General features: G+C 59.2%; 24 protein-coding genes, 2 tRNA genes and 1 pseudogene. 6 read left to right on the forward strand and 21 right to left on the reverse strand.

All coding sequences use genetic code 11. The features are described 5' to 3' along the window. Positions 1–13 precede the first annotated feature (13 nt). From phaR to phaC, 3 genes are all read right to left on the reverse strand, one after another. Complete coding sequence (gene phaR, locus Q4577_RS13785) at positions 14–568, reverse strand: polyhydroxyalkanoate synthesis repressor PhaR (protein WP_303467887.1); 555 nt, start codon at positions 566–568, stop codon at positions 14–16. A gap of 273 nt (positions 569–841) precedes the next feature. After that, positions 842–1,297 (reverse strand): phasin family protein, encoded by a 456-nt coding sequence (locus Q4577_RS13790; protein ID WP_244690205.1) that lies wholly within the window; start codon positions 1,295–1,297, stop codon positions 842–844. Between the two features lie 133 nt (positions 1,298–1,430). After that, complete coding sequence (phaC, locus tag Q4577_RS13795) at positions 1,431–3,224, reverse strand: alpha/beta hydrolase (protein WP_303467888.1); 1,794 nt, start codon at positions 3,222–3,224, stop codon at positions 1,431–1,433. 111 nt (positions 3,225–3,335) lie between these two features. Here phaC and phaZ point away from each other — a divergent pair, with 111 nt between their 5' ends. Next, positions 3,336–4,598, forward strand: coding sequence for a polyhydroxyalkanoate depolymerase (phaZ, locus tag Q4577_RS13800; protein WP_244690209.1), 1,263 nt, complete (start codon positions 3,336–3,338; stop codon positions 4,596–4,598). A 94-nt stretch (positions 4,599–4,692) separates the two neighbouring features. Here the strand turns inward: phaZ and Q4577_RS13805 are convergent, their stop codons facing one another. The 3 genes from Q4577_RS13805 to Q4577_RS13815 form a co-directional block, all read right to left on the reverse strand. Continuing rightward, positions 4,693–5,673, reverse strand: coding sequence for a Gfo/Idh/MocA family protein (locus tag Q4577_RS13805; RefSeq protein WP_303467967.1), 981 nt, complete (start codon positions 5,671–5,673; stop codon positions 4,693–4,695). Positions 5,674–5,787: 114 nt separating this feature from the next. Next, on the reverse strand, positions 5,788–6,684 hold the full coding sequence (rpoH, locus tag Q4577_RS13810) for an RNA polymerase sigma factor RpoH (protein WP_303467889.1): 897 nt from the start codon (positions 6,682–6,684) through the stop codon (positions 5,788–5,790). A 258-nt stretch (positions 6,685–6,942) separates the two neighbouring features. Then, positions 6,943–7,965, reverse strand: a complete 1,023-nt coding sequence (locus Q4577_RS13815; protein ID WP_303467891.1) for an RluA family pseudouridine synthase — start codon at positions 7,963–7,965, stop codon at positions 6,943–6,945. On the opposite strand from Q4577_RS13815, the gene Q4577_RS13820 reads away from it, so the two are divergent. Continuing rightward, on the forward strand, positions 7,964–8,284 hold the full coding sequence (locus Q4577_RS13820) for a DUF6476 family protein (protein WP_244690213.1): 321 nt from the start codon (positions 7,964–7,966) through the stop codon (positions 8,282–8,284). The genes Q4577_RS13815 and Q4577_RS13820 overlap by 2 nt on opposite strands. Here the strand turns inward: Q4577_RS13820 and Q4577_RS13825 are convergent. From Q4577_RS13825 to Q4577_RS13845, 5 genes are all read right to left on the reverse strand, one after another. Further along, positions 8,278–8,766, reverse strand: coding sequence for a hypothetical protein (locus Q4577_RS13825; RefSeq protein WP_244690216.1), 489 nt, complete (start codon positions 8,764–8,766; stop codon positions 8,278–8,280). The two genes, Q4577_RS13820 and Q4577_RS13825, sit on opposite strands and share 7 nt — an antisense overlap. Next, positions 8,763–9,593, reverse strand: coding sequence for a DUF3365 domain-containing protein (locus tag Q4577_RS13830; RefSeq protein WP_303467892.1), 831 nt, complete (start codon positions 9,591–9,593; stop codon positions 8,763–8,765). Before Q4577_RS13830 ends, Q4577_RS13825 begins: the two co-directional genes overlap by 4 nt. Then, positions 9,590–10,246, reverse strand: coding sequence for a hypothetical protein (locus tag Q4577_RS13835; RefSeq protein ID WP_303467893.1), 657 nt, complete (start codon positions 10,244–10,246; stop codon positions 9,590–9,592). Before Q4577_RS13835 ends, Q4577_RS13830 begins: the two co-directional genes overlap by 4 nt. 192 nt (positions 10,247–10,438) lie before the next feature. Then, positions 10,439–10,515, reverse strand: a tRNA-His gene (locus Q4577_RS13840). A 71-nt stretch (positions 10,516–10,586) separates the two neighbouring features. After that, positions 10,587–11,069, reverse strand: a complete 483-nt coding sequence (locus Q4577_RS13845; protein ID WP_303467894.1) for a GNAT family N-acetyltransferase — start codon at positions 11,067–11,069, stop codon at positions 10,587–10,589. Between the two features lie 95 nt (positions 11,070–11,164). On the opposite strand from Q4577_RS13845, the gene Q4577_RS13850 reads away from it, so the two are divergent. Further along, positions 11,165–11,353 (forward strand): DUF6324 family protein, encoded by a 189-nt coding sequence (locus tag Q4577_RS13850; protein ID WP_244690225.1) that lies wholly within the window; start codon positions 11,165–11,167, stop codon positions 11,351–11,353. A gap of 39 nt (positions 11,354–11,392) precedes the next feature. Here Q4577_RS13850 and Q4577_RS13855 read toward each other — a convergent pair whose 3' ends face one another. After that, entirely contained in the window at positions 11,393–11,848 is a 456-nt protein-coding gene (locus Q4577_RS13855; RefSeq protein ID WP_303467896.1) for an MmcB family DNA repair protein, read from the reverse strand. Between the two features lie 114 nt (positions 11,849–11,962). Here Q4577_RS13855 and Q4577_RS13860 point away from each other — a divergent pair, with 114 nt between their 5' ends. Then, positions 11,963–13,318, forward strand: coding sequence for a hypothetical protein (locus Q4577_RS13860; protein ID WP_303467898.1), 1,356 nt, complete (start codon positions 11,963–11,965; stop codon positions 13,316–13,318). Further along, positions 13,315–14,067 (forward strand): hypothetical protein, encoded by a 753-nt coding sequence (locus tag Q4577_RS13865; RefSeq protein WP_303467900.1) that lies wholly within the window; start codon positions 13,315–13,317, stop codon positions 14,065–14,067. The genes Q4577_RS13860 and Q4577_RS13865 overlap by 4 nt, the downstream gene beginning before the upstream one ends. Positions 14,068–14,551: 484 nt before the next feature. Here the strand turns inward: Q4577_RS13865 and Q4577_RS13870 are convergent, their stop codons facing one another. The 7 genes from Q4577_RS13870 to rlmB form a co-directional block, all read right to left on the reverse strand. Then, the gene (locus tag Q4577_RS13870) at positions 14,552–14,869 is read right to left on the reverse strand and encodes a hypothetical protein (RefSeq protein ID WP_303467968.1); all 318 of its coding nucleotides are present in this window, start codon (positions 14,867–14,869) and stop codon (positions 14,552–14,554) included. A gap of 176 nt (positions 14,870–15,045) precedes the next feature. Further along, positions 15,046–15,567 (reverse strand): transcription antitermination factor NusB, encoded by a 522-nt coding sequence (gene nusB, locus Q4577_RS13875; protein ID WP_303467902.1) that lies wholly within the window; start codon positions 15,565–15,567, stop codon positions 15,046–15,048. Then, entirely contained in the window at positions 15,564–16,115 is a 552-nt protein-coding gene (locus Q4577_RS13880) for a 6,7-dimethyl-8-ribityllumazine synthase (protein ID WP_303467904.1), read from the reverse strand. The genes nusB and Q4577_RS13880 overlap by 4 nt, the downstream gene beginning before the upstream one ends. Before the next feature lie 6 nt (positions 16,116–16,121). Beyond that, the gene (gene ribB, locus Q4577_RS13885; protein ID WP_244690233.1) at positions 16,122–17,234 is read right to left on the reverse strand and encodes a 3,4-dihydroxy-2-butanone-4-phosphate synthase; all 1,113 of its coding nucleotides are present in this window, start codon (positions 17,232–17,234) and stop codon (positions 16,122–16,124) included. An 81-nt stretch (positions 17,235–17,315) separates the two neighbouring features. Next, on the reverse strand, positions 17,316–17,951 hold the full coding sequence (locus Q4577_RS13890; protein ID WP_303467908.1) for a CDGSH iron-sulfur domain-containing protein: 636 nt from the start codon (positions 17,949–17,951) through the stop codon (positions 17,316–17,318). Between the two features lie 12 nt (positions 17,952–17,963). Then, positions 17,964–18,296, reverse strand: coding sequence for a hypothetical protein (locus Q4577_RS13895; RefSeq protein WP_244690237.1), 333 nt, complete (start codon positions 18,294–18,296; stop codon positions 17,964–17,966). An 83-nt stretch (positions 18,297–18,379) separates the two neighbouring features. Beyond that, entirely contained in the window at positions 18,380–19,162 is a 783-nt protein-coding gene (rlmB, locus tag Q4577_RS13900) for a 23S rRNA (guanosine(2251)-2'-O)-methyltransferase RlmB (protein WP_244690239.1), read from the reverse strand. A gap of 179 nt (positions 19,163–19,341) precedes the next feature. On the opposite strand from rlmB, the gene Q4577_RS13905 reads away from it, so the two are divergent. Beyond that, positions 19,342–19,425: transfer RNA gene (locus tag Q4577_RS13905), tRNA-Tyr, on the forward strand. 332 nt (positions 19,426–19,757) lie between these two features. On the opposite strand, the gene Q4577_RS13910 is transcribed toward Q4577_RS13905, so the two are convergent. Beyond that, positions 19,758–20,156 (reverse strand): hypothetical protein, encoded by a 399-nt coding sequence (locus Q4577_RS13910; RefSeq protein WP_303467911.1) that lies wholly within the window; start codon positions 20,154–20,156, stop codon positions 19,758–19,760. Positions 20,157–20,162: 6 nt separating this feature from the next. Next, a pseudogene (locus Q4577_RS23740) lies at positions 20,163–20,915 on the reverse strand (NADH:flavin oxidoreductase); the annotation flags it as partial. Between the last annotated feature and the right edge of the window lie 108 nt (positions 20,916–21,023).

Here is a 21,023-nt window from a genome sequence, read left to right on the forward strand (position 1 = left end):
CGTTATCAACCGGTCATTTGTCCAGCTTCGACAGCTTGTCTTGCAACGCTGCCAGTTGTTTCTTGATCGTCTCCAGATCCTCGGCCTCTGCCTTGGGCGCGGTGCTTTCGCTGCGCTCGGCTTCGGGCCCGGACCAATTTGTCGATATCCCGCCGGTCATCGCCTTGACGAAAGCCTCTTGCTGGGCCTTCATCGCCTCAAAGCCGGGCATCTTGGCAACCGGGCTCATTTCCAGCATCCGGTTTTGGCCTTCGCGCAACATATCGAAACTGGCGGTCAGGAACTGTGGCACGACGCTTTGGGCCTGGGTGGTATAGCTGCGCACCAGATCGGTCAGGACCCCCAGCGGCAACACGTTTTCACCGCGGCTTTCGTGGTCTGCCACGATCTGAAGCAGATATTGCCGCGTCAGATCATCGCCGGATTTCAAATCAACAATTTGCACATCGCGGCCATCGCGAATGAAACCGGAAATATCCTCCAGCGTGACATAATCGCTGGTCTCTGTGTTATAGAGCCTGCGGCTGGCGTATCGTTTGATCAACAGAGGCTTGGGTGTGTCCGCCACTTGGGCTTTCCTCTCGAAAGTTTCAGCGCTGCAGAAAAGCCTATGCGAGTGCAGCACAAAAGAAAAGCGCCCTGTCGCCGCAAGTGCGAAAAAGTCGATTTCGGCGAAATCAACGTTCTCTTTGGCGCAATCATCAAACCAAAACCACCAAAAGCGCCCAGTAATTGGCGCATTTAAGATGGCAAAAAGAAAAAGGCGGGCCCAATGGACCCGCCTCGTTCGATGTCTCACACCTCAGGGAGGAGGAGGAGGTGTGATAAACATCACAAAAGCTTACTTAGCAGCTGTTGTCGCTTTTTTGGCAGCGGCTGTCGCGTCGGAAGTCGCTTTTTTGACAGCGGCAGTTGCTTCTTCCGAGAAGTCTTTGCCAGCAGCCATCATCAGCTCAACTGTGTCCATTTGAACCTTTTTCGCGATTTCAGCGAAAGCAGCCAGATTTTCCGAAGCAACTTCAGCTTGAGCCGAAGCGAAATCGGTCATTGCTTTGGCGTAATCGGCAGGCTCGGATTTGGCGGACGACAGGTCAGCCAATTTCGCCAGGGTGTCTTTGGTCCATTTCGACGAAATTTCGGTCGACTTCGATGCGGCGTCCAGCGCAACACCCGACAGCTTTTCGTTCAAAGTTGCTTGGGTTTTGAACGCATCTTCCAGAGCGGAAGTGTCGACCGGGAACGCGCCCATCATGTCTTTCAGCAGTGCGGTAACGTCTTGTGCTTTTGCAGCGGCCATATTCTCAATCCTTTGTTTCCGCGCAGAGCGGGCCCACCCCGCTTGCTGCGTCTGCAAAACATATAGCCGCTGCGTCGCAGCATTTCAACTGTTTTTTGCTGCACCGCAGCATAACCTCGGATACCGTTAGATATCAGATGGTTGCCTTGACCTTTACATAGTCCCCCGGCGCATCCGCCAGTGCCGGATGGTTAGAATCACCCGGTTCACGTGCAGGCACAAGCTTGCCCGAGCGCGGTTTCAACCAGGCCTCCCACCGCGGCCACCAGGAACCTTCATGAAATTCCGCACCCGCCATCCAGTCATCAGCCGACAGTTTCACGTCGTCATTGGTGTAATGGCCATATTTCTTTTTCGACGGTGGATTGACGATCCCCGCGATATGGCCGGACTGGCCGACGATAAAGGTTTTCGACCGGCTGCTGGTCTTGCCAAATCCCCGATAACAATCTTTCCAGGGGGCGATGTGATCGGTCTCTGTCGCGATTGAACAGATCGGCACCGACACATCCTTGATCGACAGGGTTTCGCCCAGAAGTTCGAACGTGCCTTCGATCAATTCGTTGCGCTGACACAGGCCGCGCAGATATTGCACGGTCATCCGCCCCGGCAGACCGGACCCATCGCCATTCCAATACAGCAGATCAAAGGCCGGTGGGGTTTCACCCATCATGTAATTTCGGATTGCGGGCTGATAGACCAGATCGTTCGACCGCAAGAACGACATCGTCCGCCCCATGATAAAGGAGCGCAGAATGCCATTCTGGTTCACCTCGGCCTCGATCCCGTCGACGAAATCATCCTGTAGAAACGGGGTGAACTCCCCCTGCTCCGAAAAATCTGTCAACGAGGTAAAGAATGTGGCGGATTTGATCGACGTGTCGCCGCGTTTCTTCAGCAAGGCCAGCGTCAGATGCAATGTCGTGCCGGCAATGCAATAGCCGATGGCGTTGACCTGTTTGGTGCCACAGATGGATTTGACGGTGTCGATGGCCTGAAGATAGCCGTCCTGCACGTAATCTTCCATCCCGACATCGGCATAGGACCGGTCCGGGTTCACCCAGCTGACCACAAACAAGGTATAGCCCTGATCCACAACCCATTTGATCAGACTGTTTTTCTCTTTCAGATCGAGAATATAGAATTTGTTGATCCAGGGCGGGAACAGCACCACGGGGATGTTATGCACCTTTTCCGTGCTGGGCGAATATTGGATCAGCTCCATCATGCGGTTGCGGAAAACCACCTTGCCGGGTGAGGTTGCGATATTGCCGCCGACCTGAAACGCGGTGTCATCGGCAAGACGCACGACCAATTCGCCGTCATTTGCCTCCAGATCGGCCACCAGGTTTTCCAACCCTTTAACCACCGATTCCCCTTCGGTTTCGATCGCCTTCATCAGCGCATCGGGGTTGGTGGCAAAGAAATTTGTCGGCGCCATCATGTCGACGATCTGTTGCGAGAAATAGCGCAACCGACGTTTTTCGGTTTCGTCGATATCCTCGATGTCCTCGATCGCCTGTTTCAACGCCTCGGAGTTGATCTGATATTGTTGTTTGATGAAGTTGAAATAGGGGTTGGTCTTCCAGACCGGATTGCTGAACCGGCGATCTTCCGGCGTCGGATCTTCTGGCGCGGCCAGCTTGCCCTGCGCCAGCACATGCTGCGCATCGACAATATGCTTCAGCGATTTGCCCCAATAGGCCACCTGATGCTCCAGAATCTTGGCGGGATTTTGCATCCACTCCTGCCAATAGGCCGATGCTGCACGCGCGAATAATTCCTTGTCCGGGCCGGCAATGCCGGGATTTGTCGGCTGACGCTTGGTCAGCGCACGCGCCAGACGTTCGGTTAACCCCTCAATTTTGGCTATATTTTCGTCGAGATGCGCAATATTATTACTCTGCTCGGTCTCTTTGATTGTCATCTTAACGAATCCTCATTATCGTGCGTGTGCAGAATTAGTCGTTTTGGAGGAGGGGCCAAAGCGGCGAACAACAGGGCACGACAGTGCCCCCTCAGCTCCGGAGCCACGCACATGCGCTATATGCTCACTTACGACTGGATGGAAACCGTTCGAAACACGAACCAATGGCTTGGTGCGACGGCCGAAGCCATGGCCTCGTACCCGGCGGTATCCATGTGGCCAAACCCGGCCATGAACTGGCTTGCGGCTTGGGGGTCGGTTACGGAACGCACGTTTGAACGTATGGTCGCCAAGCCCGATTGGGGCATTCATTCGATCACCTGTTCGGACGGCCGCGACCATCTGGTCAACGTCCGCACCGAAGTCAGCCGTGCGTTTGGCGACCTTATTCACTTTGAGATCGCCGGCCGTGCGCCAGCGTCCCGCAAGGTTTTGTTGGTTGCCCCGATGTCTGGACACTATGCCACGCTCCTCCGCTCGACAGTTCTGTCCTTGCTCCCTGATTGCGAAGTCTATGTGACCGACTGGCACAATGCACGCGATATTCCGGTTTCCGAAGGCAAGTTCGATGTCGAGGACTACACCCTCTACCTCGCTGACTTTATGCGACATATGGGCCCAGACACACATGTTATCGCTGTCTGCCAGCCCGCGCCGCTGACTTTGGCGGCCACTGCCTATCTTGCAGGCGAAGACCCCGAGGCCCAGCCGCGGTCGCTGACCCTGATTGGTGGGCCGATTGACCCGGATGCGACGCCAACCGATGTGACCGATTTCGGCCATCGTGTCACCATGGGCCAGCTGGAACAATCCATGATCCAGCGCGTCGGATTCAAATACCCCGGTGTCGGGCGCAAGGTTTATCCCGGCCTGTTGCAGTTGCAGTCGTTCATGTCGATGAACAGCGAACGGCACTCCAAGGCATTCAGCGACCAGATTGCCCGCGTCGCGCGCGGCGAAGCATCCGATCATGATGCCCACAACCGATTCTATGACGAATATCTGGCGGTGATGGACATGCCGGCGGAATTCTATCTGTCGACCGTCGAACGCATCTTCAAAAACCGGGATATCGCCAAGAACGTCTTTTCGATCGACGGCAAACATGTCGATATCGGCAAAATCACCACCGTCGCCGTCAAAACCGTCGAAGGTGCAAAAGACGATATTTCGGCCCCCGGCCAATGTATTGCGGCGCTCGACCTGTGCACCGGCCTGCCGGATTCGAAAAAGGCCAGCCACCTGGAACCGGACGCCGGCCACTACGGCATCTTTGCCGGCAAATCCTGGCGCAACAATATCCGGCCACTGGTGCTGGACTTCATTGATGCCAACAGCGGCGATACACCCGCGACAAAAATCCGCGCGGTTTAAACGCCATATGCATTTGAGGTCGCGGGACAGCGACCTCAGACAAGCCCTCAAATTACGATTTACTGCCAGCCCCCCCCCGCAAGGGCGGATGCGCCTATGTTGCGGGGCCGGCCTTGGCAAAAACCATGTCAATCATGGCTTGGGTGCCGCGCGAAAATTCCAGCGGACAGGGATAATCCGCCCCATCCAGCACCGATGCGTTGAAATTTTCGACCTGATGCACATAGTGATTCACGCCGGGCCAACGCCAGGTCACCCGCTCCATTCCGGGGCGGTCCAATGTGACCTCGGCCTGATCAAACACCCCGGCGTTGAACGGCGCTTGCACCGAGATCATCCCCTTGTCGCCCTGAATGGTCACGTTTTGCCGCGGCACCATGCGCATGGAATTGACACCGGAAAAATGGAACGACGGGAATTGCGCGGTGATATGTGACCAGACATCAACGCCGTTTTCCCAGGTGATCGCGGTGCTGAGGATCTCTTGCGGTTCTTCGCCGGTGACAAACCGCGCGGTGCCATAGGTATAGACGCCGATATCGGGAATTGCGCCGCCGCCGGTATCCGCCCGGTTGCGGATATTGCCGGTGTCGGCCCGATTGTCATAGGAAAACACCGTATCCCACAGCATGATTTCGCCAATCTCGCCACCCTGCACCAGCTCGCGCACCTTCTGCCAGCGCGGGTGATGCACCACCATATAGGCCTCGGCTGCGACCAGACCGGTCTCATCGCGCAGCGCAATCACACTGTCGAATTCTTCGGCCTTCATCGCCAGCGGTTTTTCCACCAACACATGTTTGCCCGCGCGCAGCGCCTTTTCCGCCCATTCGACATGCAGGTGATTGGGCAGCGGCACATAGACCGCATCAATGGTGTCACTGGCCAAAAGCGCATCATAATCGTCAAACAGGTGAAGGTCGGGGTTCAATCGCTGAAATCCGGCGGCCTTGTCCGCGCTGGAGGTCGCAAGCGCCGCAAGCGTGCCCCGCCCCGCCAGATGAATGGCCGGTGCCATATGCCGGCGGGCAAAATTTGCCGCCCCCAGAACTCCCCAACGCACATGGTCCGCCATCATATTCTTCCCCTAAAATGTTTGGGGTAACATGGCGCGAAGACATCTGGCCGACAACACGAAAAAGGCCGGGATTTTCACCCCGGCCTCTGGTCACGAACTTGTCGCGTTGATTTACGCGGATTCCAGCATGCCCTGTTGCTTGGCCAGGTCACGCATCCGTTTTTGCAGCTTCTCGAACGCCCGCACTTCGATCTGGCGAATGCGTTCGCGGCTGACGTCATATTGCCCGGACAGATCTTCGAGTGTCACGGTTTCGTCCGACAGGCGGCGCTGGGTCAGAATGTCCTTTTCCCGGTCATTCAGCACATCCATCGCTTCGGCCAGCATGGCACGGCGAGTTTCCAGCTCGTCGCGGGCCTCGTAATCGCCAGCCTGATCGGCGTCTTCATCTTCCAGCCAATCCTGCCATTGCATCGTCCCCTCACCTTCGGAGCCGACAGTCGCATTCAGCGAGGCATCCCCCCCCGACATGCGGCGGTTCATGCTGATCACTTCGTCCTCGGTCACACCGAGATCGGTGGCAATCCGTTTGACGTTTTCGGGGCGAAGATCGCCTTCCTCCAGCGCGCCAATACGGGCTTTTGCCTTGCGCAGGTTAAAGAACAACTTCTTTTGCGCCGAGGTTGTGCCAAGTTTGACCATCGACCACGACCGCAGGACATATTCCTGGATCGAGGCGCGAATCCACCACATCGCATAAGTTGCGAGGCGGAAACCTTTTTCCGGGTCAAATTTCTTGACCGCCTGCATCAGGCCAACATTGGCTTCGGAAATCACCTCGGCCTGGGGCAGACCATAGCCGCGATAGCCCATCGCGATTTTGGCCGCGAGACGCAGGTGGCTTGTGACCATCTTGTGCGCCGCTTCGGTATCCTGTTTCTCAACCCAGCGTTTTGCCAGCATGTATTCTTCTTCAGGCTCCAGCAGCGGAAATTTACGAATTTCTTGCAGGTAGCGTGACATTCCGCCTTCCGGCGTCGGGGCCGGGAGATTTGCGTAATTAGCCATGGTCGTCCCTCCGATGTTTAGACCGTTAACATTCAATATGGTGTGGGAAATCTGTGCTTCAAGGGCACATAAACCCGATTGCGTTAATTATTGTACTGATCTGTTCAGTTTTCCAGCGCCATGTCGCTGCCTCACGCCCATGTGCGAGATGCGACAAACCCTGTTACTTTTGCTACAGATATCGTCTGAAAATAGCATAGACGCACATCAGACCCGGCGACACACCGGAATACTACGCAAAAACGCACATTAAATGTTTCAAATCGCCCGAAGCGTCGAAAGAAGGTCAGCCATGTCATCGGGCAGCGGCGCTTCAAACGCGTGCCACTCGCCGCTGACCGGATGCGCGAACCCCAGTTTCTGCGCATGCAGCGCCTGACGTGGAAATGCCGCCAGCGCGGCCTGTGCCACGTCGCTCAGCGCGGTTTTCGGCAATTTGCGTTTCCCGCCATAGGTTGCATCGCCGATCAAACCATGGCCGGCATGGGCCATATGCACCCGGATCTGATGGGTGCGACCGGTTTCCAGACGACATTCCATCAACGTCACCACTGGCGGCGTGCCAAAGGTGTCGACCACCCGCGCGCGGGTCACCGCATGGCGACCGCCCTCAAAAAACACCGCCTGTTTCTGGCGGTCCGTGCGATGGCGGGCAAGTTGAGTTGTGATCTTCATCACATTTCCCGGCTCAAAGCTGATGCCGCGCAGGCCACGCAACCGCGGATCCGCCGCATCCGGATGACCATAGACAATCGCCTGATAGGCGCGTTCGGCGGTGTGTTTTTCAAATTGCGCGGCAAGCCCATGGTGCGCGGCATCGGATTTCGCCACCACCAGCACGCCGGATGTATCCTTATCAATCCGGTGCACGATGCCGGGGCGTTTCATCCCCCCCACCCCAGACAGCGTATCGCCGCAATGATGCAGCAACGCATTGACCAATGTGCCCGACGGCGTGCCGGGCGCGGGATGCACCACCATGCCGACGGGTTTGTTGACCACAATCAAATGTTCGTCTTCGAACAACACGTCGAGCGGGATATCTTCCGGCAGGATGTGGCTTTCTTCGGCCGCCTCCACGGTGATGACCACCTCGGCGCCCTCGCCCACTTTGGCCTTTGGATTGACCTCGACCGCACCTGAAACCATCACCGCGCCGCTTTCCAACAGACGCCCCAGACGGGTGCGCGACAATGCGGCCTCCTCTGGCACATCACGCGCCAAAGCTTTATCAAGACGGGCGGGCGGATTGGCGCCAATGGTGAAACGGAGTTCCGGCATGGATGACCCTTCTGATACGCAGGCGGATATGCCCGAACCGCCCTCGCTGCGCTTCTTGCGCGTGTTGGTGACGGTGTTGACGGGCGTGATGATCGCTGGGGTCATACTGATCATCACACTGCTTGTCATCCGCTTCCGCGACACCGGCCCGCAACTGCCCGAAGATTTGACCCTGCCCGCCGGTGTCACGGCCCAGGCCGTCACCTTTGGCACCGGTTGGGTCGCGGTGGTCACACAGGACAACCGCATCCTGATTTTCGACCGGATCACCGGGCGCATGACCCAGGACGTCGCCATCACCGCGCCCAGCGATCACTGATACGTAAGCGCAATCCAGATGTGCAAGGCAGTCAACGGGATCAATGCCGAAGACAGCGCGATGTGCAGCCACAGCCAGACATTATACAGCAGCTTGCTGCGATAGGGGATCACTTCGCGGTTCAACAGGCCAGTGGCCGCGACCGCAATGAAACACATTGCCAGAACCGAGGTCCAGGCATGGCCAAACCGCACCGCATGGACCGCAAACAACAGGGTCATGCCAACCCCGACCCAGCGATGGGCCGCATAATGCCGCCGCACCTCTGCCGCCTTGCCGGTCTGGCGCGCCACCAGCAACATCCATTGATAGGCCATGCCGGTGACCAAAAGCGCCCCGGTCACGATCTGCCAGGACAGGGTCAGATCAAACGCCGGGCGCAGCGCCACCCCGGCGGTGAAAACCGTGGTGATCAGCGCCAATCCGAACAGCCCCAGCATGGCATAAGGGCGCTGACGCAGCCGGGTCAAAACGACAATCATTGTCCCACCTCCGCATCCGTCACGATCAGCGCGCTCAGCACCGTGCCGCCGGCCTTGGCCCGCACCTCGGCCATGAAGGTCGCCAAATCCGGAAGAACCCGCGCGCCTTCATCCGGCCATTCCGCCCCGATCGGAACCGGAATGGCAAACCCCGCCGCCTTGTCGAGATAGCCCTGATAAGCCTCTGCAACCGCGAAATAAAACGCCTCTGTCGCATCCAGATATTCATCAGCGGCCAGGGTGTCGCGCGGATAGGTCCAGGTGGTGGCCCCCATGATTTCATTCAGAACCCAATCATGGCGCGGGCTGTCGGGGTGATCATTGTGACAGGTCACACAGGGTTCAGCCGAGGCAAAATCGGGATACATGCCAACCAGATCGCCACGTTCGGTGCTGGAAAACACCGGGCCTTTGGTGGCGCGCACCTGTTGAAAGGCCTCTGCCTGGGAACCATTGAACAGGTTTGACGCATTGATCGGCGCATCAGACCCCAGATAGAGCCCCAACCGCGGTGGCTTGGCCTCCATCCGGGCGGCGGCAAGCCGCAGGAACAAGGCCGGCAATGGCCCCTTTTCCACCCCCGGCTCGGCCCAGTCTTCGCCGAACTTCAACCCGGCCTTCACCCCGCCGCCCACAACGCGCGCGGTATAGATCGACCGCGCCGCATCATTGATTGCATTGGCCGCGTCAAACAAATGCCGCGCCGGCAGAGGCCGCGAATCGAGCCCCTGCGCCGCTTGGCTTGGCAAAGGCGGCGGCGCGGTGACAAACAAATAGATCGCCAAACAGCCAAACAGGCCCACGGCAATAATGGATTTCAGGCTCATTGGGTTTTCCCCTCGAACATCTTGAACGGGCCATAAGGGCTGGGGCCCTGGCCAAAAAACGCCCGGATTTCAGGTTCCGGGATCAAATCGCGGACATGGGTCGGCGGTTCATAGGAATGGTTGCCATGAAAATCATGACACCCCAGGCAAGTGCCCCATTTTTCATTTTTGATCAGGGTGATGTGCGGGACGTTCACCGGGTCGTTCGCCAATTTCAAATCGCTGTGGCAGGCGCTGCAAATTCTGGTGTCACTCGACACGCGCGCAGCCGCATGTTCGGTGTGGCACCCAAGGCAGCTGTCGGCCTCGACCTGCTGTAGCGCCTCGATGAAACGCGGTTCGCGAAAACGGTAAATCGGGTGACGTTCATTCGGGCGCTGGTGGCAGTCCAGGCATTGATCGCTTGTTACCTCGGATCTGCCGAAATCGGCGGGTTCCTCACGACGCCCCATCACATAGGCCAGTTTGGCCTGAATTTGCTGGCGTGTGGTGCCGGGGCTTTCCACATGACATCCGCGGCAGGACACCTCGGCATGGCCAGATTGAATCGGCCCATGCGCCATCCAGTGGTTGGCCGGTTCCGACCAAATACCGACCGCCCCTAGCAAAGCCACAGGCACAGCGACAATGAACGCCGAAAGGCGCAAATTCATGAAATATCCCCCGGTTGCAATGCAGAAAATGTATCGCGTTCAGGTTGTTAACTATTAGTTAACAAATGGTTAACTGGGGACAATAAGACAAATTATCCAAAATTGTGTCCAAATAGGCAACATTCGACGAACAAAACACACCGACCGCGACACGCGTACCGGCGATACATCATCATTTACACTAAAGGGAAATGGTACCACCTCCTGGTCTCGAACCAGGGACCTCTTGATCCACAATCAAGCGCTCTAACCAACTGAGCTAAGGCGGCACTGACGGGCGGAATACCCCCGGTGCGCGGCGATTGCAAGACGTTTGCCACGGAAAAATTACCCAAAAAGGCTACAAATTCACAACCCAGCGCATCTCTTCCAATGCCACCCCGAAATTGACCACCGGCCGGCGCTCCATCAGGGTCCATCCGGTCGCAGCATAAAGCGCACAGGCCGCCCGGTGGCTCTTGTGTGTCCACAGCTCCATCCGGCGATATCCGCAGCTGCGGGCATAGGCCAAACATTCCGCCAACATCCTTTTGCCAACCCCCTGCCCCCGCACCTCTGGCAGCAAAAGAAACATCCGCAGTTTGGCGGTGACGTCATCCTGGCGCACGCAGAAAATACTGCCCAGCCGCTCTGCCCCCCGATGGGCAATAAAGGCCCGTTCACAGGTGGGGTCATGATTGCGGATAAAATCAGCGAGGATTTCAGCGACCAAAGCCTCAAACGTCGAATCAAATCCTTCGTCGCGGGCGTATAACAGCCCATGTTGCATCACCAGCCACCCGGCGTCGCCCACCTCCAGCCCGCGGAACCCAATGTCTGTCATCACTTGCCTTTCCATGCGCGCTGCTGTAGCCCATTGCGGCCCCAGGGGCCTGATACGAGGGCGCCCGATACGGGCCCGGCCAGAGGAAAAAAACCATGAGCATCAATACCGAACGCGACATCGAGGCCAATCTTCAGATCGGTCCCACCGATAGCGGCATGGTGCGTCTGTTCATCAGCGCAGGCAATACCGAGGTTCCGATGGATTTCGATCCCGACGAAGCACGTGAAATCGCCGAAGAAATGCTCGCCGCCGCAATGGCCGCAGAGCAGATGGGCAAATAAGCCGGTCACAAGCTTCGGTGTGACCCCAAAACCGCGTCGTCAAATGCGCGGATCGCGCAGCGCCTGAAGCCGCCGCGCGGCCTGCGTTGCGAACATATGCACCATTTTCTTGCGCCGTGCCGGGGCCAGCCGGGTTTCTTTGCCCATGCGCAGCACCTCGGCGTCATAGGCATCGGCAATGATCAATCCCGTGCCTTCGGGCAAAAGATCGGTTGGAAACGCCTCATCCACCGCCCAAAAATACCGGTCGCCCCATTCCAGATAGCCCTGCCATTTCTGATCCGACGTAAAATCGTTGCGTGACGATTTACATTCCACCACCCAGATTTCGCCTTTGGGCCCAAGCGCAAGAACATCCACCCGCAGCCCGCGCGTGACGGTAAATTCCTCAATCGTGACAAAGCCCAGCGCCGCCATATGGCGACAGACCCCGCGCGCCAGCAACTGGCCGGGTTGCATCGCATCAATCGCAGATATGTTGGTCAGGTCGGACATGGGTCAAACATGGAACATATCGCGAACACATGCAATCCCCCGCCCAGCCCCCGATCAGACATTGCCAATCGCCGCTTTGGCCATATCTTGAACCCATGAACCGTTGAGGGCCCGATGGACACAGATACCAGAATGTCAGACGCGCAGGCGCGTGGCGTGCGCTATGCGCGTGAATTACAGGGCCATATTACCTGGCTAGACACATTTTCCGGCACCGCGCTTGGCGTGTTGGCGGTGGCATCAGGGATCTACACCTATCTAGGGGTGTCCTCGCTGTTGGATGAAAACGGCGCCATGTCGGTCTTTGCCGCCATCGCCTACTCGGTGGCGGTCTCGGTCGGGATTTTCGTGTTCTGGTCCTATATGATGCGGCTGTTTCCGGCGGTGCGCACGGCACAGGCACGCATCGGCCTGTTGGCGGCGATGGGGCTTGGGTCGCTGGCGATCGTGGCCATGTCCAGCTGGCTGAACGCGGCGGCCCTGGCCGGGTCGGCGGCGGTGGAACAACATCTGGCCGAAACCGTACAACGCTATCAAACCTCGCTCGAACGGGCACATGAGGTTGCGCTCAGCGGTCAGGCCCTGGAACGCGATGTCGCCCGCACCAGACAGGGATTCGAAGATCTTTCAGAGCAAGAGGCCACCGGCAATCTATCCGGCTTGGCCGGGCGCGGCGCGGTGTTCCGGGTCCTGCGACAGAAATCATCGGAACTGGTCGCACTGGAAACCCAGATCGCCGCCCAAACCCCCAGGGTCGATGCCGCCTTCACCCAAGGCAACGCCCTGCTCAGCCGCATGCGCGCGCTCACGGTCGAATCCGGCGCGGTAGAGCCCCGCTCGGTCGAGTTTTCAGAACTGGCCGTGCAATTGCAGGGGCTTATCACGCAACTCCGCCAGCTGTCCGTCGCCTCGCTGGTGGAACGCGCGGCGCAGGATCTGGCGGCCTCGGTTGTGCTGCCGGAACTCGACGGGGCGACAGCGGAAAACCGCGGCGATCAAGCTGCGACCATCACATCCGTTCTGGATGTCCTGGCCCAACGCGCCGCAACGCTGGAAGGCGCGGCACGTCAGGTGCTGGCCCTCGCCCCGCCGCCTGAGGTCAGCTATGCACCGATTTCCGCCGCTGACGCCGTGATCCTTTATGCCGGGAATTTTGTGCCCTCCTGGGCGGGGGCAATTGCCATCGACCTTCTGCCGGCTGTGCTGGTGTTCATTCTGGCGATCACACATTCCGCCATTCGTTCCGGCCGCGAAGGCGCCGCCGTCGAAGACACGCTGACCCTGGCAGAGCTGCGCGCCGCGCTGGCGGCAGTGCGCGATGTGGAAAACGCAATGCAGACCACGCCGCAACATTCCAACCCCGCGCCTGACACATCCGCCCCGCAATCCAACCCACCGGCTGAAACGGACCCATCACCACCCCCCACCGACGCCGCAAAGATCCATCCCCTGCCCGGCAAAACCCCATGACCGGCGGCGGCAAAATCCGCCGCATCTTGACCGCTGTGCTGGTCTTTCAGCTCGCCCTGGGCGCGCTGCTGGTGCTTGGCGATGTCCAGCGTGGCGGTCTGCGGTTGCCAAAAATATGGACCAACACGCCGCGGCTCAGCGAACCGATCCGCCCCGGCGATCAACGCCGCGTCTTTGATCCGCGCCGCGACCGCCCGGCGGTTTCCCCGATCCGCGATCCCGGCGATCTGCCGAAACGGCTGGTGCTCAGCCCTGTCACCGACACCACCCAGCGGCTGGAAGGCGCCATCGCCGAAGGGGATGCAGAGCGCATTATCACCCAGCTCGCCGCAGCGGACCCGCGCCCGGAACGGCTGATCCTGCAATCGCCGGGCGGTGCCGTGCAAGAGGCGCTGGCGCTGGGCCGACATCTGCATGACAGTGGCATCGCCACCGAAATGCTGGCTGGCGAATTCTGTTATTCCGCCTGTCCATATCTTCTGGCCGGCGGCGCAACCCGCGACATCCACCCAGATGCATCCGTCGGCGTCCACCAACATTACTTCGGCGAAAGCAGCCTGCTGCCGGCCTTTGTCGCGGTCGAAGACATCCAACGCGGCCAGGCCGACGTCATGCAATATCTGTCCGACATGGGCATCGACCCGCTGGTCATGCGCCACGCCCTCGCCACCCCGCCTGATGAAATCTACGTGTTGCTGCCGCAAGAGCTGGATACCTATGGCTTCACCACAAACGCCCCGGCAAATTAGACCCAAGACCTTCTTCTGTTCAAAAATATCCCGGGGGTCGGGCAAAGCCCGAGGGGGCTGGCCCCCTTCCCGACCCGGCACCAAGGCCCGCCCGCGGTTAATTTCACGCCGGCCCTTGCCCCCCGCCGCGCAAGTCCCTATTTTCGTTCAAGGCGGGTTCTGCCCTTCCCGTGAATGGTTGCATTCCGGTGGCCTTAAGCAATTCCGAGGGAGCTGGCTCTGTCCTGGTCCTGGCCTGGTTACCTGGCGCCCACCTGTACAAACAGGTCCTCGGGAATGAGATAACCCCACGGTCGCGTTTGCGGGCCCGCCACTTTTACCTATTGAAAACAAACTGCCTGGTTTTCGGCACGACGCCGCCGGGAAACCCCTTTCGGCATAACGCAGAAGGGCGTCGAATATCGGCATAACTCCGAAGCGCCACTTTTGTCAGCCTATTGCCGACGGGCTGGCGATCAAAGGGGCCTGAAAAAAGCGGGCTGGATCAAAGTTTCCGGCGCGGGGGCGTCACGGGAATGCGCACCGGGACATAGTCCGTCTGCGGGGCACGCAGACCGCCACCGGGGGTGGTGTCATCATCATCATCGCCCATCGACATGATAGAGATGCCAAATTGCACCCCGGCAAAGACGATCCCGTTGAAAACCCAAAGCATGAATACCGCCAGCGGCCCGACCTGCGAGGTCGAGACCAAATGCCAGAGATTGGCGATATTGAAGCCAAGCAGCATGACAACAAACACCGCAGAAGCGGCAAAGCCGATCAGCACATGTTTGATGTAGTGACGCACCAGTTTCGGCAGTTCCTGTCTGGTCACATCCCGCCGCTGCGGCCTCGGTTGTTGCATGCCATCCCCCATATGCCGCACCAGATTCGGCGCGGTCGGTTGACTCTACAACATTCCTGCGGGCTATGCACGTCATCCGGGTGCGGCGCGGTGCCGCCCTGCGACTTTTTGCTTACCCTGCGGCTTTTTGCTTAAAAAGCCTCCGGGCGGGCCTCGCGTGCCATATGATCCAGCACCGCATTGACAAATTGCGGCTCGCGGCCTTCGGGGAAAAACGCCCCGGCCACATCGACGAACTCTTTGATCACCACCCGGGGCGGCGTTTCGCCGGCCCCCAATTCGGCGCCTGCGGCCCGAAACAACCCGCGCAACACCGGATCAATCCGGGCAATCGGCCATTTCGCCACCAACGCCCGATCGGTCATCTGGTCGATTCTGGCCTGATTGTTCACCGCATCGCCCACCAAGGCGCGGAACATGTCGACATCGCCCTCGTTCATTTCGTCACCGTCATATGTGGCGCCAAAACGATGCTCGATGAATTCATGCGTGATGCTGGGCACCGATTGGCCGCTGTGTTCCATCTGGAACAACGCCTGCACGGCATACAGCCGCGCGGCGGATCTCATCTTGCGTTTCTGGTTGCCTGACAGGGGTTTGGCCGGTGGTTCAGCCGGGGTGTCGGGGGCCGTGTCGTCGAAATCTTGGCTCATGCGGTCGGGTTGCCTTTTGTCTCACCAGCGATCTGGTATTCGTCCCGGTCGGGGCGGAAACCCACCCCCTTGCGGGAAGCGCCCCACTTACGGCTGAGCGCGATCAGATGCAAGGCCGCAGCCGCCGCCCCGCCGCCTTTGTTGCCCTGCGCCGTATCTGCGCGCACCTCTGCCTGGGGTTTGTTTTCCACGGTCAGGATGCCATTGCCAATGCAAAGCCCCTGCAACCCCAAAAGGGTAATCCCGCGCGACGAATCGTTGCAGACGGTGTCGTAATGCGTGGTCTCGCCCCGGATCACACAGCCCAGGGCGACATAGCCGTCAAAATTGCTCATCCGCTCTGCAATGCCAATCGCGGATGGCACTTCCAGCGCGCCGGGCACTTCGATCAAATCCCAAGTCCCACCGCAGGCCTCGATCTCGGCCTTGGCGCCGGCCACCAGATTGTCGGCGATGTCCTTGTAATAAGGCGCAACCACGATCAAAAGCTTGACCGGCTTGTCAAACTCGGGACGTGGCAGGATGTAATGCGCTTCGGCTTCGGCCATTCTCAATTACTCCGTGATCGGGCGCGTGCCCACAATTTCAAGCCCATAGGCATCAAGGCCAACATATTTCGTGGCTTCGTTGTCGGACAGAAGGATCAGTTTCGACAACCCCATCGCGCTGAGGATCTGGCTGCCCAAGCCCACTTCGCGCACGGTGCGCGGCCCGTCTTCTTCTGGTTCGCTCAGAACGCGTGCCTGTGGATTGCGGAACAGACACACAACCCCCCGGCCCTCTGCGGCGATGATCTGCATGGCTTTGTGCAGCTCGTCCGTGCCGCCGACCCCAAGGATGTCTTCCAGCGCCTTGAGCGCATGGGTCCGCACCAGCACCGGGTCCGGCGTGGTGATATCCCCCTTGGTCAGCACCACATGTTCGACGCCCTTAACCAGATCGGTGAACACCCGCAGCGTCCATTCGCCGCCAAAGGTCGAGGTCACGGTCCGGGTGTCGGTTTCCTTGACCAGATTGTCGTTGCGCCGACGATAGGCGATCAGGTCGGAAATCGTGCCGATTTTCAGCCCGTGTTTCTGGGCAAAAGCCACCAGTTCCGGCAGACGCGCCATGGTGCCGTCTTCATTCATGATCTCACAGATCACCCCCGACGGGTTCAACCCGGCCAGACGCGAGACATCGACCGAAGCCTCGGTATGACCGGCCCGGATCAACACACCGCCATCGCGGGCGCGCAGGGGAAAGACATGGCCCGGCGTGGCGATATCGGCCTCTGATGTGCGCGGGTCGATGGCCACGGCCACGGTGCGGGCGCGATCGGCGGCGGAAATCCCAGTGCTGACACCTTCGCGGGCTTCGATCGACACGGTGAACGGGGTTTCCGTGCGCGAGGAATTATTGGTTGCCATCGGCGGCAGGCCAAGCGCATCAATCCGATCACCCGGCATGGTCAGACAGATCAGCCCACGTCCATGGGTGGCCATGAAATTGATCGCGTCGGGCGTTGCCATCTGCGCCGGGATCACCAGATCGCCTTCGTTTTCGCGGTCCTCATGGTCAACCAGAATGAACATCCGGCCATTGCGGGCCTCGTCGATGATCTCTTCCACCGGTGAAATCGCATCACCCCAGTTGCTTTCAACCGGGCCAGGATTTTCATACTTCATGGGCCGCATCTCCTTGCTACAGGGCCGCAATAGTGGATGGGCCGCAGATTGAAAAGCCTATGTGGGGTTCGGTGCGCGGCGTCACAATGGGTCGGCGACAAACCCGGCGTCTTTGTGGCTGCCGTCACAAAACGGTTTTTTCGCCGATTGGCCACACCGACAGAGCACCGCTTTCTCGGTTTGCTTCACCCGCCGCCCGGTGCCGGTTATCACCTCAACCGGACCGGTCAGAACCAGCGGGCCGTTTTCGCGTGCCGCCACCGCAACCGGACCGGACAGATCGGGCACCTCCCCCTCAGCACTCAGCGGTTCGCCAGTGGCCTGAAATCCGCCGTCGACATGGGAATAGTCGCAAAAGGGTTTGGTCTTTGACATGCCGCACCGGCACAGCGTTGCCCGCGTGACCGTGTCACCGCCGATCTGCACCTCTCCCCCCAGCGCCAATGGCCCGTTTTCCAGAACCGCCACGCGGTTGATACGCGGCGCGGCCTCGCCCGGCTGGCCATCGCGGCGTTCATAGCTGAGCGCGCCTGAGGGACAGGTGCGGATCATCGCCGCGATTTCTTCGGCGCTGGCGGCGTCGGGCGCGACCCAGGGCCGGCGGGCCGGGTCAAACACCTCGGGCAATTTCAGGAAACAATTGCGCGCGTGGATACAGCGCGCCATGTCGAAACTGATGGCAATATCCTTGCCCTCATAGGTTTTCGCCTTGCCCATCAATCACTCTCCCTAGTCGAATATATCTTCGATGGCGTCGAACGCCTCGTCCAGGAACCAGCTTACACCGCTCTTGCGCGACTTCTTCTTTTTCTTTTTCTTTTTGGATTTTTCCGGGCGCGTTTCCCAATAGGGGTTGGGGGTCGCCCCCTTGGAGCCGCGCGATTTCACCGGCTTGCGGGTCAGGTTTTTGCCATCCAGCCGCGCCGCCGGCATCAGTTTGAGATCATGCAGCGGCGCACCACATGATGCGCAACTGAGCTCATGCCGCTTGTCCCCACGCAGCACCAACGCCGCGCGGGTGCCGCAATAACAACATGTGGCGATCTTGGTCCCTTGCGGCATCTGGCGCTCCTGTGCCCCTGTCTGGGTCTCTGTCTGTGGCTGTATCTGTGCTAGCTATGCAGCGCAGCCGGGATTTTAACCCCTCAGCTTTGCCCCCGGCTGGCATAAAGCGACACCGCCGCCGCATTCGACACATTGAGCGAGCCAAAGGCCCCGGCAAATTCAATCCGCACCAGCGCATCACAGGTTTCCCGGGTTCGTTCCCGCAATCCCGGCCCTTCTGCACCAAGCACCAGCGCCACCGGGCGGTCGGTCTTGCCCTCCAGCGCCTGTTCAATGGTTTGCTCTGCCTCACCGGCCAGCCCAAGCACGAGATAACCCATTGCCTGAAGTTCGACGATGGTATCGGCCAGATTGCGCACCTTGAGATAGGGTTGGCGTTCCAGCGCCCCGCTGGCGGTTTTTGCCAGGGCGCCGGTTTCCGGTGCGGAATGGTGGCGCGGGGCGATCACGGCGCGGGCGCCGAACACCTCGGCCGACCGCAGGATCGCGCCAACGTTATGCGGATCAGTGACCCGGTCAAGCAGGATCAGACGCTGTGCGCCCGGCCCATCCGCCAGCGCCACATCGGTCAGCGAGCCCCAGTTCAGCGGCTTGACCTCCAGCACCGCGCCCTGATGCACCGATTGCGGGTCAATCACCGCCGGGAACTTGCGCGGATCGGCCTCTTCCGGGGTCATGCCGCTGGCGGTGATCGCCTCAGCCAGTTTGTCGGCCGCATTGCGGGTCACGATCAGGCGCAATTTTTCGCGCGCCGGGTTTTCCAGCGCGTCGCGCACCGCATGGATGCCAAACAGCCAGACGGTCTCTGCCGCCGCCACCCGTTTCGCCTGTTCCTTTTCAACGACCCATTTGGGTTTCTTCATGGCTGATCCTTTCGTTGCGACCACAATGGCCCCTTGTTCAGGCCCGTGCAACGCACCGCCGCTTGGCATGCGCATACCGGGCGAAAAACCTCCCCGCAAGAAAAGATGCCAAGTCGTGAAATTTCCCGGCTTTTCGCCTTGACCTCCCCCCGGCTCATCATTAATCAGCCCGACACAGTGGGCGACAGGCCGCAAGGTGTGGCAGGGGACTGTAACTCCCTCGCGGAGACGCACGCCTGGTTCGATTCCAGGGTCGCCCACCATTCATCATTGATTTGAATGGAAAATTACCCCCACTGGGGCCACGACCCGGGCATTGCCCGGGCGGTGTCATTTTGCGCGACATTAATGCGCAAATCTGACGGCGGCGGGACCACCGGGGCTTTCACCGGATTTCGCAGGCTTTCACTGAAGAATTCAAAAGCGAATTCATTTCGCGTCCCCTCCCGAGTTGGATGCGGGGCATGCGCACACGTCATCACGCGCGCGCGGAACAACGCTCCGCGCGCCTCGCGGCATGAGAACCCGAGTCACATTCGCGTCGATGGCCGGGAGTCGATGACCGGGTGTTTAGAGCCGCGGAAAGGAACCGCCGCTAGCTCTGCGCGACGAATTCCGGGAATGTTTCCAGATAGGTGATAAAGGTCTCTGACAGCCCCTCTTCACGCAAAATATCAGGGCCAACCGGCGTCTGCCGCCCGACAAAATCGGGGCTGTCCGCCATAAGGTCGGGAAAGTTGTGGTGCAATATGCCCGCGTGCCCCAGAACCACGAAATCCGGGGCCAGCGCGTTGATCCGCAGGACATCTTCTGCCGTGCGAATTTTGCCGCCAACGCCCATTTTCGCATCACCGCGCGGCAAGTCCAGATACCATTGGCACAGCGTTTTCTGCTGAAAATTTTCATCATCGGGATATTTGAACACGTCGCGCATCGACATATCGACGAAATCCACCTGCCCCGTTGTCATGATCTCTGTCGTCAGGGCAAGCATGTCCCCAAAGAGCAGACCGTGGCGTTCTGGCGACAGCCGCACACCAATTGCAAAATCCTCTCCGCAGGATTTTCTGATTCCGGCAAGGATCTCATGCAGAAGACGGGCGCGATTTTCCGCCGTGCCACCATATTCATCATCGCGGTGATTGAACTGTGGGCTCAAAAACTGACAAATGACAAAGCCATGCGCGGCGTGGAGTTCAACACTGTCGAACCCTGCCTTGTGGCACCGAACGGCGGCGGCAATGAAATCATCCCGCAGAGTTTTGACAGCCTCAAGGCTCATCGCCTCGGCGCCGGTCTCACGATCAAAGGAGGGCGCTTGCAGAGGCCCGTTGATCAGGTCGCGGGTCGCGCGGCGGCCACCGTGGAACAGCTGGACCGACGCATGACCGCCATGTTGGTGAATGCCGGCGGCCAATCGGGTCAAACCTTTCAGATGTTGATCCCCGAAAACGCCCAATTGGCCGGGCCAGGTTTTGCCGACCTCCTGAACATTTGCCGCACAGGTTATGGTAAGACCAAAATTGCCTTCTGCCCGTTTCACCAACCACCTGTACTCGTCATCAGACAGCGTGCCGTCCTCGTTGCTCTGTTGGTTGGTCAGCGGGGCCAGCATAAAGCCGTTTTTCATTCCTTTACCGTGTTTAAAGGAAATCGGCTTGTTGAGATTGCGCATGTGATCAGATCCACCCGGTTCGGAAATACCCTTTTGGCCTGTGTAGCCCCAAGGTGGTCGATCCTCAATCAAAAGCATATGGTCGGACAAAAATTGACCGAATTCACCGCACCCGGCGCTTCATGACACGCCGGGCGTGGCCCGATTGCATCAAATTGGCGCGATCACCGGGCGCAACTTGCAACC

Source organism: Marinovum sp. 2_MG-2023 (assembly GCF_030548265.1).
In the GTDB taxonomy this organism is placed as follows: Bacteria; Pseudomonadota; Alphaproteobacteria; order Rhodobacterales; family Rhodobacteraceae; genus Marinovum.